The organism is Vibrio sp. Vb1574, from assembly GCF_033338675.1.
Map to the genome: position 1 here is coordinate 29,945 of NZ_JAWOTC010000047.1, position 12,034 is coordinate 41,978.

Consider the following 12,034-nt stretch of genomic DNA (forward strand, 5'->3'; position numbering starts at 1 on the left):
CAATGAAAAGGTCAGCACATGCTGACCTTTTTTGTATCAAAAGCTTTTACATCAAAAAGTAAGTGAATTATGTCTGGTGAATTTAATCTGATAGACAAGTACTTCGTCGGTCGTCAGAGCCAACGTAAAGATGTCCATCTAGCCGCTGGTGATGATTGTGCTTTGGTCAAAGCGCCAGCTAATGTTCAGATTGCGATTAGCACGGATACATTGGTAGCTGGAACGCATTTCTTAGCCGACGCGAACCCAGCATGGGTCGCACACAAAGCATTGGCTTCTAACATCAGTGATTTGGCAGCGATGGGAGCAACGCCTGCATGGGTGAGCTTTGCATTAACGATGCCCGAGCCAGATGAAGAATGGCTTGCACCTTTCTGTGATGCATTTTTCGAACTGGCTGATTACTATGGTATTCAGTTAATAGGCGGTGATACCACCAAAGGGCCATTGTGTCTGACACTCACGGTGCAAGGTTTTGTACCTGAAGGTAAAGCTCTCACGCGATCCGGCGCAAAGCCTGGGGATTGGGTATATGTAACGGGAAACCTTGGCGATGCAAAAGCTGGCTTGGATGTGATTCTAGATGACTCTCTGCGCAGCAGAGCCGGCGCGGAAGCACTAGAGCGAGCTCATTACCTTAGTTCTCCGCGTGTGCTTGCTGGACAAGCTCTTGTTGGCCTAGCCTCTTCGGCGATAGATATTTCAGATGGTTTAATCTCTGATATTAAGCACATTTTACAGCGATCTCAGGTTGGGGTGAGTATTGATGTCTCTCAGCTACCGATCTCTTCAGAATTAGTCCAGTTTTTAGATGATAAGATCAGCGCGCAGCAGTATGCTTTAGCAAGTGGCGAAGAATACGAGTTGTGTTTTACCGTGCCGGAGCAAAATCGAGGCTCGTTACAAAGCGCTTTATCTCATACTGGCTGTAAGGTCACATGTATTGGTCAAATCCGACCAAATGGAACCTTCGAGCTGCATGATAACAATCAACCACTTGATTGGGACTTAAGTGGCTTCGACCACTTTAAATGATCTGAGCTAAGCTCTAGCCAAGAGCCTGTTACTATTGAGCAACTCACAGGCATGACGATTGAAACCAAACTAGCAGTATAGGTTTAAGGATATGACCAACCCTCTTTCTCTGATTTCATTAAAGAACCCGTGGCATCTATTGGCGACGGGTTTTGGCAGTGGATTATCCCCGTTTATCCCTGGAACAATGGGCACACTGGCGGCCGTGCCTTTCTTTTTGTTGTTGGCACAATTACCATTTACGGCGTATGTCATTGTTGTTCTGATTTCGTGTGTGATCGGCATTCAAATATGCCAAGTGACCTCTGCAGACATGAAAGTACATGATCATGGTTCAATCGTATGGGATGAGTTTGCAGGCTTTTGGATTACGATGAGCATTGTACCTGCACTGAATATTCCACTCACTGAATGGAAGTGGTTGATCACTGGCTTCATCTTATTTCGTTTTTTCGATATGGTAAAACCTTGGCCAATTGGGTGGCTAGATAAGCGAGTTCACGGTGGGCTGGGTATTATGGTTGATGATATCGTGGCGGGAGTTATGGCCGGTGTTGCCCTGTTTCTAGTCGCAAAATATGCGGGCTGGATGAATTAAACGTTGACCGTAAAAAAAGGGATGCTATGAGCATCCCTTTTTACATTCTATTTTGCTAAATAATCCAAGATGGATTTTTCAATTCCTTTTGCATCGAGACCAAGCTCTTCATGCAGTTCATCTTGTGTTCCCTGATGAATAAACTCATCTGGTAAACCTAGGTTCAACACAGGTTTAATGATTTTATCTTTCATCATGAACTCAACGACACCAGCACCAGCACCACCCGCGATAACATTTTCTTCTAACGTCACGAGCACGTCATGATCTGTGGCTAATTGACGAATTAATGCTTCATCGAGCGGCTTCACAAAGCGCATATCAGCAACAGTGGCGTTAAGGTATTCTGCCGCTTCTAGCGCGTTACCCAAGAAAGTACCAAAGTTCAGAATAGCAACTTTTTCACCTTGGCGAACCATGCGCCCTTTACCGATTTCTAACGCCGTAAACTCAGTTTCGATTTCTACGCCCATGCCGCTACCACGAGGGTATCGAACCGCACTCGGGCCAGAATGCTTATGGCCAGTGTAAAGCATTTGTCGGCACTCGTTTTCGTCGCTTGGCGCCATGATCACCATGTTCGGAATACAGCGCATAAAGCTTAGATCGAACGCACCTTGGTGAGTTTGACCATCTGCGCCAACGAGACCTGCGCGGTCGATCGCAAACATCACTGGTAAGTCCATGATCGCGATGTCGTGGATCAATTGGTCATAACCACGTTGCAAGAAAGTCGAATAGATAGCAACGATTGGATGATCGCCCGCAATTGCCATGCCTGTTGCCAGTGTCACTGCGTGCTGCTCAGCAATCGCCACATCAAAGTATTGGTCTGGGTACTCTTTTGAGAAACGCACCATACCTGATCCTTCGCGCATTGCTGGCGTAATTGCCATTAGCTTAGGATCTTGGGCCGCCATGTCACATAAAAAGTCACCGAAGATCTTTGAGTAAGTTGGCTTACCGCCACTGCTCTTCGGTAAGCTATTGTTTGCCGGTGCGAACTTCGGCACTGCATGGTAGCCGATAGGATCTTTCTCGGCAGGCTCATAACCTTTGCCTTTCTTGGTCATGATGTGTAGGAATTGAGGACCTTTGAGCTCACGCATATTTTTCAGCGTTTTGACGAGTTCATTGACGTCGTGCCCATCAACCGGGCCAATGTAATTAAAGCCGAACTCTTCGAACAGAGTACCAGGCACCACCATGCCTTTTAGGTGTTCTTCCGTACGGCGAACCAACTCTTTAATAGGTGGAACACCAGACAACACTTTTTTACCGCCTTCACGGATAGAAGTGTACAAGCTACCAGAAAGTACTTTTGCAAGGTGGTTATTCAGGGCGCCGACGTTTTCTGAAATAGACATTTCGTTGTCGTTCAAAATCACCAACATATCAGGATGAACGTCGCCAGCGTGGTTCATGGCTTCGAATGCCATGCCTGCTGTAATTGCGCCATCACCAATCACACTGACGATTTTGCGACCTTTACCTTCTTTTTGTGCGCTGATGGCCATGCCAAGACCTGCACTAATCGATGTCGAAGAGTGGCCGACAGATAAGGTGTCATATTCACTTTCTTCACGCCAAGGGAAAGGGTGTAGACCATCCTTTTGGCGAATTGTTGGCATTTTATCGCGACGTCCGGTGAGGATTTTGTGCGGGTAAGCCTGATGACCAACATCCCAGATCAATTTGTCGATAGGGGTGTTGTAAACATAATGCAGAGCGACAGTTAGCTCTACGGTGCCTAAGCCAGACGCTAAGTGTCCGCTAGATTGGCTCACTGAATTTAGCAGATACGTTCGCAGTTCATCACACAGATTTGGTAATGTTTCTTTCGGAAGAAGACGTAATTCTTCCGGTGTATTTGCTAACGCCAGTGTTGGGTACTTTGAAATATCAAGAGTCATATAAATGCGCGCTTATAGTGTTAATTTTTGCGCTCGATGACATATCGGGCGAACTCTTCGAGTAACTGAGTATTGTATGGGATAGCTTCCAATGCTTGAAGTGCTTCCTGTAACAGAGTGTGAGCTTTCTCTATGGCTCCCTCTAAACCCAGCAGGGAAGGATAAGTGCTCTTATTCAGACCTTGGTCGGAACCTTGAGGCTTACCCAGTGTTTCTGTGTCACTGATGATATCAAGAATATCGTCTTGAACCTGAAACGCCAAACCAATTGCTTTTGAGTAGCGCTCCAAGTGAGGTAGAACCTCGATACCTTTCTCACCAGCAGCTAATGCACCTAATTTTACCGCACAATCAATCAGAGCTCCGGTTTTTTTACGGTGTATCTCTTCCATTTCTTCAAGAGAAACTTGGCGATTTTCCGCGCCTAAATCTAAGGCTTGCCCTACACACATGCCGCTGGCACCAGAGGAATGCGCTAAGGCTTTGATCATGCTGATGCGTTGAGCTTCTGCCGCCGGGCTTAATTGACCATCAGCAATAATAGTGAAGGCAAGGGTTTGTAGTGCATCACCTGTCAGTATTGCGGTTGCTTCATCAAACTTAATATGACAAGTTGGTTGACCTCGACGCAGTTCATCATCGTCCATGGCTGGCAGATCATCATGAATGAGTGAGTAGGCATGTATACATTCGATAGCAGCGGCGGGGGTGTCTAAGTCTTCAGGTTTACAGCCGAGCATTTGACCTGTGATGTAAACAAGAAAAGGGCGAACGCGTTTCCCACCTAGCAAAAGGCCGTATTTCATTGCTTGAATCAATGGCTGCTCTTGATATGGAAGCTGATCGAGCCACAAATTCAATTGCTGATTGTTTCTTTGTTGAAAAGACGTCAATGTCTGTTGCATCACATTGCTCACTACTGATTGTTATTCTGAATCTGGTTTGAAGTCACTCAGTGGTGCTTCATCATCTTCACTAAGAAGAATGCTCACGCGCTGTTCGGCGTCGCTTAATTTAGTTTGGCCTGCACGAGCTAAGGCAATGCCTCGTTCAAACTTACGCAGGGCATCATCTAGAGCAAGATCGCCATTTTCTAATTGATCAACCAAGCTATCAAGCTCTTCAATGGTTGCTTCAAAGGTCATGTTTTCTGGTTTCTTGACCGCCATCTTTTTTCTGCCTTAATCAAGCCTCGGGTAAGATGCACGAAAGTTACCTTAGCCTAGTAACTTGGTCAAATTTAACCTTATATAATTGTCACAAAATTAGCGTTCAACGAGTCTAAGCGGTGAAACCCCATATTTTGGTTGAGGTTGTTAAGTGTAATTTGTGATCCATTAGCTAAGATTTTTCTAAAAATTCTGCGCGAGTTGTCGATACAGGTAATAATCCGCCCAATGGCAGTATTTGAGTATAGCGTGAGGAGTGCTTTGTGGATTTAGCAACCCTATTAGGTTTGATTGGTGGTTTTGCATTCGTCATTATGGCGATGGTGCTTGGTGGCAGCATCGGCATGTTTGTCGATGTCACGTCGATCCTTATTGTCGTTGGTGGCTCAATATTCGTCGTGTTGATGAAGTTCACAATGGGACAGTTTTTTGGTGCGACAAAGATTGCTGGCAAAGCCTTCATGTTTAAAGCGGATGAACCCGAAGACCTGATCGCAAAAATTGTGGAAATGGCCGATGCGGCGCGTAAAGGTGGTTTTCTTGCTCTTGAAGAGATGGAAATAAACAACACATTCATGCAGAAAGGCATTGATCTACTGGTTGATGGCCATGATGCCGACGTTGTGAGAGCGGCACTCAAAAAAGACATCGCGCTTACGGATGAACGACATACGCAAGGTACTGGTGTATTTCGCGCCTTTGGCGACGTTGCTCCTGCGATGGGAATGATTGGCACCTTGGTTGGTCTTGTTGCGATGCTTTCAAACATGGATGACCCTAAAGCGATTGGACCAGCAATGGCCGTTGCACTCTTGACCACATTGTATGGTGCGATCCTGTCCAATATGGTGTTTTTCCCTATTGCGGATAAGCTTTCTCTTCGCCGTGACCAAGAAACGCTAAATCGCCGTTTGATCATGGATGGCGTATTAGCGATTCAAGATGGCCAAAACCCACGAGTGATCGATAGTTACTTGAAGAACTACCTCAATGAAGGTAAACGTGCCCTTGAGATTGACGAGTAACTTGGAGAGTAGTGATGGATGATGAAGATAACAAATGCGATTGTCCGCCACCTGGCCTCCCGTTATGGATGGGGACATTCGCAGACTTAATGTCGCTACTGATGTGTTTCTTTGTTCTTCTGCTCTCGTTTTCTGAGATGGATGTACTGAAGTTCAAACAAATTGCAGGATCAATGAAATTTGCCTTCGGTGTGCAAAATCAGCTTGAAGTGAAAGACATTCCCAAAGGTACTAGCATTATTGCCCAAGAGTTTCGACCGGGTCGGCCGGAGCCAACTCCGATTGATGTCATCATGCAGCAAACCATGGACATCACTCAGCAGACGCTCGAATTTCATGAAGGGGAGTCTGATCGAGCTGGTGGCACAAAACGTGATGAAGGCAAGTTAACGGGTGGGCAATCGCCAGAAACGTCAACTCAAAACAATGAATCTGCCGAAGCGGACATGCAGCAACAGCAATCTAAAGAGATGTCGCAAGAGATGGAAACCTTGATGGAAAGCATCAAGAAAGCCTTAGAGCGAGAGATTGAACAAGGCGCCATTGAAGTTGAAAACCTCGGTCAGCAGATTGTTATACGTATGCGTGAAAAAGGTGCATTCCCAGAAGGTTCGGCCTTCTTGCAGCCTAAGTTTCGTCCTTTAGTTCGTCAGATTGCAGAGCTAGTAAAAGACGTGCCAGGCATTGTTCGAGTATCTGGCCATACAGACAATCGACCGCTAGACTCGGAACTTTATCGTTCTAACTGGGATCTCTCTTCTCAGCGTGCAGTATCAGTCGCGCAAGAGATGGAGAAAGTGAGAGGCTTCTCTCATCAACGTTTGAGAGTGCGGGGTATGGCGGATACGGAGCCCTTGTTACCGAATGATTCTGATGAAAATCGCGCGCTTAACCGACGGGTTGAAATCAGCATTATGCAAGGCGAGCCTCTCTACAGTGAAGAAGTGCCGGTAATTCAATAACTAGGCTTTAGTTTTAAGTCAGTAAAGAGATAAGAAAGCGAGCAGATTGCTCGCTTTTTTTGTTTTTCCAATCCGCTTGGGTGTATAATCTTGCGCCTTAAAAGTGAGCTCAGACTACTTTTTGTGACTGAAACGCGGTTTTACTGCGTATGAAGTATTGAAGTTGAGTGTCACTCTTTGTTGATTGCGAAACTAACCTGCGAATTAGACTATGAAATTTATTGTAAAGCCCCATCCAGAAATTTTTGTAAAAAGTGAATCTGTGCGTAAGCGCTTCACAAAGATTTTAGAGTGCAACATTCGTAACATCATTAAGAGCCGCACGGAGTCTGTCGCGGTATTTAACCGTCGTGATCACATTGAAGTGACCTCTGAGAGTAACGAATTCCACGCTGAAGTTCTTGAGGTTTTGACTCATACACCAGGCATTCACCACGTACTGGAAGTGAAGCAAACTGAATTTAAAGACTTGCACGATATCTTCGAGCAAGTGCTAGAACTCAACCGTGCTGCACTCGAAAATAAAACCTTTGTTGTACGTGCGAAGCGTCGTGGCAAGCATGACTTTACCTCCATTGAACTAGAGCGTTATGTAGGCGGTGGTTTAAATCAAGCGATTGAAAGCGCTAGTGTTAAGCTACGAAACCCAGACGTGACGATCAAGGTAGAAGTCTCGAACGACAAGCTAAACCAAGTATTGTCTCGTCATAAAGGCCTAGGTGGTTTCCCTCTGGGTACGCAAGAAGACGTGTTAAGCCTGATCTCGGGTGGTTTCGATTCTGGTGTTTCAAGCTATCTTCATATCAAGCGTGGTTCAAAAGTACATTACTGCTTCTTTAACTTAGGTGGTCCAGCACACGAAATCGGCGTTAAGCAGGTTTCTCACTACCTATGGAACAAATACGGTTCTTCAGCAAAAGTACGTTTTATCTCAGTTGATTTCGAGCCTGTGGTTGCGGAAATCCTAGAGAAAGTCGATGACGGCCAAATGGGCGTGATCTTGAAGCGTATGTTTATGCGTGCAGCAGGCATGATCGCTCAGAAGATGAAGATCGAAGCATTGGTAACAGGTGAAGCACTAGGTCAAGTATCGAGCCAAACGCTAACCAATCTACGCCACATCGATAACGTAACTGACACGCTGATTCTGCGTCCACTTATCAACTGGGATAAAGAAGACATCATCAATCTAGCACGTGAAATCGGCACAGAAGATTTCGCAAAGACAATGCCAGAATACTGTGGTGTTATCTCTAAGAAGCCAACCGTGAAAGCGGTGAAAGGCAAGCTAGAAGCTGAAGAAGAGAAATTCGACTTCAGTATCCTTGAGCAAGTGGTTCAAGAAGCTCGCATGATGGACATTCGTGATATCGCGAAAGAGTCTGAGCAAGCCGCACCAGAAGTAGAGCAAGTTCAAGCGGTAGAAGAGCACGCGGTTGTGCTAGATATTCGTAGTCCTGAAGAGGAAGACGATAACCCACTTGAAATCGAAGGTGTGGATGTGAAACATATCCCTTTCTACAAGCTGGGTACACAGTTTGGTGACTTAGACCAGTCTAAGACATACCTACTTTACTGTGACCGCGGTGTGATGAGCCGTCTGCAAGCGCTTTACTTGCAAGAGCAAGGCTTCAGCAACGTAAAGGTTTACCGTCCATAGCTGACTGTTAAAATACGTTAAAAGGCGCAAATTGAGACATCAATTTGCGCCTTTTTTGTTTTTGATCGCGTTACAGACAACCATTACTTAGCATAATGTTGAGGCTCATCGCAAAGCCATACACTTTGTGTTGATATAACGATAATTAATCCGAAAGAAGAGTAATAAAGTGATATTGCTGCCAGATATGCGGATGAGATTTTTGATAGATAAAAAAACACCGCCTAATTTAGGCGGTGTAACAAATTTGACAGACAGGTCAAAAATAAATACAGGAAGTATATGTTTTGTCACAGGGAGTGTGGACAAAACATTATGGTAGAAATCTACCTAACTCGAAATACGAGTTTGCAAACACAACATCGCAACAACGAAGCCAATTGATTTCCAAAGAAATCAAGCCGTTCAGGCCCGTGTTGCGGGGTGAAATATAGAATTTATCTGGCTGTTCGACAACGGACATTTTATAATGTTTCAGATTAAAAAAACTAATCCTATTAGAGGTCCCATATGTCTCGCAGATTGCCTCCATTAAATTCGCTTCGAGTCTTCGAAGCGGCTGCTCGTCATCTCAGTTTTACACGAGCAGCAGAAGAGTTATTTGTTACTCAAGCCGCGGTCAGTCACCAGATTAAAGCGCTTGAAGAGTTCTTATCATTGAAGCTCTTCCGTCGACGTAATCGTTCTTTGTTGTTAACAGAAGAAGGCCAAAGTTACTTTCTCGATATCAAAGATATTTTCACCTCGATTGCGGAAGCGACAGATAAGGTGTTGGAACGTAGCGAAAAAGGGGCATTGACGATTAGCCTACCGCCGAGTTTTGCTATCCAATGGCTTGTACCTCGTTTGGCCGATTTTAATGCTCAAGAGCCCGATATCGATGTACGTATTAAAGCCGTAGATATGGATGAAGGCTCACTGACTGATGATGTTGATGTGGCGATCTACTATGGCCGTGGGAACTGGCCAGGTTTGCGAGCAGATAAATTGTACCAAGAGTTTTTGATCCCACTTTGTTCACCTTCATTACTTTTGGGTAACAAACCATTAGAATCTTTAAGTGACCTCAAATTACATACTTTGTTACACGATACTTCGCGTAAAGACTGGAAGCAGTTTGCTCGTCATTACAACATTGAAGGCATCAACGTAAACCACGGTCCTATTTTTAGTCACTCAACGATGGTGCTACAGGCTGCTGCGCACGGTCAGGGGGTCGCGCTCGGTAACAACGTACTCGCCAAACCTGAAATGGAAGCCGGACGACTCATTGCACCATTCGACGAGGTGTTGATATCTAAGAATGCATTCTATGTGGTGTGTCATGAACAGCAGGCAGATATGGGCCGAATCGCAACGTTTAGAGACTGGATGTTAGCAACCGCGAGAAAAGAACAAGAGGAAGTATTGGATGAATCACTGGATAGCTGAGGGACCTGAAAACGGACCGCTGTTTATTTTTGCTCACGGCGCAGGTGCGGGGATGGAGCATGATTTCATGACAGCGGTCGCCAAAGGATTAGTGGAGCAAGGTATTCGTGTAGTGCGTTTTAATTTCCCTTACATGGTGAAACGTTCGGAAGATGGCAAAAAGCGTCCGCCCGATCGCGCGCCAAAGTTGCTCGAAGCATACAGCGAAGTGATCGCTCACTTTACTTCTTCTCCCGTGGTTATTGGTGGTAAGTCAATGGGCGGTCGTATGTCGAGCTTGTTGGCTGAAAATGAGCTGGTGGCGGGCATTGCCTGTTTAGGGTTTCCATTTCACCCGCCAGGAAAGCCAGAGAAATACAAAGGCGAGCACTTAGCAACCATTGAGAAACCTACGCTGATTCTGCAAGGGGAACGAGACACCTTTGGTAAGCGTGAGGAATTCGATGATTTCGTCCTTTCGTCACAAGTAACGGTGAGCTTTTTACCTGATGGTGACCACAGCTTCAAACCGCGCAAGATCTCAGGTCATACTGAAGTGGGTAACATTGCACTCGCGATAGAGAAGTTAGCGGCGTTTATAAAAGAGGTGTACAGTGAAAAGTAAGTGGTTACTCTCATTCTCTGCTCTGTCTGGGCTGATTTCGGTCGCTCTTGGAGCATTTGCTGCTCATGGGCTAAAAGCGACACTGGCCCCTTATTTGCTCGGTGTATTTGAGACCGGAGTTCTGTATCAATTTATTCATACGTTGGCGATTGTGTTTTGTGCCATTCTGCTTCTGCTCAATTTGGGACAAAAAGCACAAAAGTATTTTTTCATTGCGGCGATTTGCTTTATTATCGGCATCTTTTGTTTTAGCGGCAGTCTTTACGCGCTGGCGCTGACGGGCATTAAGTGGTTTGGGCCAATTACTCCTGTGGGAGGGTTGCTGTTCATGATTGGTTGGTGTCTGTTCTTTTTTGCTGCGTTCAATATCAAAGAGGTCTCCAAGTGAAACAACTAATGCTCTATTGTCGTTCTGGCTTTGAGAAAGAGTGTGCTGGTGAAATTCAGGACAAAGCGACACAGTTGGAAGTGTATGGCTTCCCTCGTGTGAAGAGAAACTCAGGTTATGTTGTCTTCGAGTGTTACCAAGATGGAGATGCCGACAAACTTGCGAGAGGTTTAGACTTTAAGTCTTTAATTTTTGCTCGACAAATGTTTGCGGTAGCAGCTGAGTTTCAATCGTTGCCAAGCGATGACCGCATTAGTCCAATTTTGAATGAACTAGCAGACATCGAAGCATTCCCTCGTTGTGGTGATTTGAGAATTGAAACGCCAGATACAAATGAAGCGAAAGAGCTACTGAAATTCTGCCGTAAGTTTACCGTCCCAATGCGTCAAGCGTTGCGTGGCAAAGGCTTAATGCTGAACAAAGATAACGCGAAAAAACCAGTACTGCACATTTGCTTTGTTGAGCCTGGCCACTGTTACGTTGGTTACTCTTACACTGACAACAACTCACAGTTCTTCATGGGTATCCCTCGCCTTAAATTCCCAGCAGACGCCCCAAGTCGTTCAACACTTAAACTGGAAGAAGCATTTCATGTCTTTATTCCACGTGAAGAGTGGGATGAGCGTTTGGCACCAGGTATGTGGGGTGTGGATTTAGGTGCATGTCCAGGCGGTTGGACGTACCAATTAGTGAAGCGCTCAATGTTCGTTCACTGCGTTGATAACGGCATGATGGCAGACAGTTTGATGGAAACTGGCCAGATCAAGCACCATATGGTGGATGGTTTTAAGTTCGAACCAGACCGCAAGAACGTAACATGGATTGTTTGTGACATGGTGGAAAAGCCAGCTCGTGTTGCTCACCTGATGGGACAGTGGCTGTTAAAAGGTTGGGCAAAAGAGGCCATCTTTAACCTTAAGCTGCCAATGAAAGGGCGTTATGACGAAGTGCTGCAAGACCTTGAAAATCTGAAGCAGTTCCTCATTGATAATAAGGTAAAGTTCAAGCTACAAGCTAAACATTTGTATCATGATCGTGAAGAAATCACGATTCATATCCAATGTCTGTCGAATATTTCACCTTACTAACTTTATTCCCCGAGTCTTTTGGGAATAGTGATTAGAATAGAAAAAGCGCCTTCAAATGGCGCTTTTTTAATATCTGAGTTGTGTCGTCCTAAATAAGGTTGACACTTTCCACCCCAAAATTGGAGAGTGTTATGAAATCAACAACTAAAAGAACTCAGCGC

Annotated in this window: 12 protein-coding genes; 9 read left to right on the forward strand and 3 right to left on the reverse strand. The window is 45.3% G+C overall.

Annotation, left to right across the window (positions count from 1 at the left end):
• The first annotated feature begins 69 nt into the window (after positions 1–69).
• Positions 70–1,035: a thiamine-phosphate kinase gene (thiL, locus tag R7O12_RS20655; RefSeq protein WP_167415050.1), complete on the forward strand. Its 966-nt coding sequence runs from the start codon at positions 70–72 to the stop codon at positions 1,033–1,035.
• A 91-nt stretch (positions 1,036–1,126) separates the two neighbouring features.
• Positions 1,127–1,633, forward strand: a complete 507-nt coding sequence (pgpA, locus tag R7O12_RS20660) for a phosphatidylglycerophosphatase A (RefSeq protein ID WP_031780838.1) — start codon at positions 1,127–1,129, stop codon at positions 1,631–1,633.
• Positions 1,634–1,680: 47 nt separating this feature from the next.
• On the opposite strand, the gene dxs is transcribed toward pgpA, so the two are convergent.
• From dxs to xseB, 3 genes are read right to left on the reverse strand one after another with little or no spacing between them, the layout of a single operon-like run.
• Complete coding sequence (gene dxs, locus R7O12_RS20665) at positions 1,681–3,546, reverse strand: 1-deoxy-D-xylulose-5-phosphate synthase (RefSeq protein WP_033905842.1); 1,866 nt, start codon at positions 3,544–3,546, stop codon at positions 1,681–1,683.
• A gap of 20 nt (positions 3,547–3,566) precedes the next feature.
• Positions 3,567–4,451 (reverse strand): (2E,6E)-farnesyl diphosphate synthase, encoded by an 885-nt coding sequence (ispA, locus tag R7O12_RS20670; RefSeq protein WP_033905843.1) that lies wholly within the window; start codon positions 4,449–4,451, stop codon positions 3,567–3,569.
• A gap of 21 nt (positions 4,452–4,472) precedes the next feature.
• Positions 4,473–4,715, reverse strand: coding sequence for an exodeoxyribonuclease VII small subunit (xseB, locus tag R7O12_RS20675; protein WP_005381566.1), 243 nt, complete (start codon positions 4,713–4,715; stop codon positions 4,473–4,475).
• A 263-nt stretch (positions 4,716–4,978) separates the two neighbouring features.
• On the opposite strand from xseB, the gene pomA reads away from it, so the two are divergent.
• The 7 genes from pomA (at position 4,979) to rlmM (ending at position 11,873) form a co-directional block, all read left to right on the forward strand.
• Positions 4,979–5,740, forward strand: a complete 762-nt coding sequence (pomA, locus tag R7O12_RS20680; RefSeq protein ID WP_005381564.1) for a flagellar motor protein PomA — start codon at positions 4,979–4,981, stop codon at positions 5,738–5,740.
• A 14-nt stretch (positions 5,741–5,754) separates the two neighbouring features.
• Positions 5,755–6,702, forward strand: a complete 948-nt coding sequence (locus R7O12_RS20685; RefSeq protein WP_042521210.1) for a flagellar motor protein MotB — start codon at positions 5,755–5,757, stop codon at positions 6,700–6,702.
• A 211-nt stretch (positions 6,703–6,913) separates the two neighbouring features.
• Positions 6,914–8,362: a tRNA uracil 4-sulfurtransferase ThiI gene (gene thiI / locus R7O12_RS20690; RefSeq protein WP_005383617.1), complete on the forward strand. Its 1,449-nt coding sequence runs from the start codon at positions 6,914–6,916 to the stop codon at positions 8,360–8,362.
• Positions 8,363–8,872: 510 nt separating this feature from the next.
• Entirely contained in the window at positions 8,873–9,793 is a 921-nt protein-coding gene (locus tag R7O12_RS20695; RefSeq protein WP_005383616.1) for a transcriptional regulator GcvA, read from the forward strand.
• Positions 9,774–10,397 (forward strand): alpha/beta fold hydrolase, encoded by a 624-nt coding sequence (locus tag R7O12_RS20700; protein ID WP_137281757.1) that lies wholly within the window; start codon positions 9,774–9,776, stop codon positions 10,395–10,397. The genes R7O12_RS20695 and R7O12_RS20700 overlap by 20 nt, the downstream gene beginning before the upstream one ends.
• A complete protein-coding gene (locus tag R7O12_RS20705; protein ID WP_042521214.1) occupies positions 10,387–10,785 on the forward strand; it encodes a DUF423 domain-containing protein in 399 nt (132 codons plus the stop codon). The genes R7O12_RS20700 and R7O12_RS20705 overlap by 11 nt, the downstream gene beginning before the upstream one ends.
• Positions 10,782–11,873 carry a 23S rRNA (cytidine(2498)-2'-O)-methyltransferase RlmM gene (gene rlmM / locus R7O12_RS20710; protein WP_017820611.1) on the forward strand — a complete coding sequence of 364 codons (1,092 nt, stop codon included), beginning with the start codon at positions 10,782–10,784 and terminating at the stop codon, positions 11,871–11,873. Before R7O12_RS20705 ends, rlmM begins: the two co-directional genes overlap by 4 nt.
• Positions 11,874–12,034: the final 161 nt, after the last annotated feature.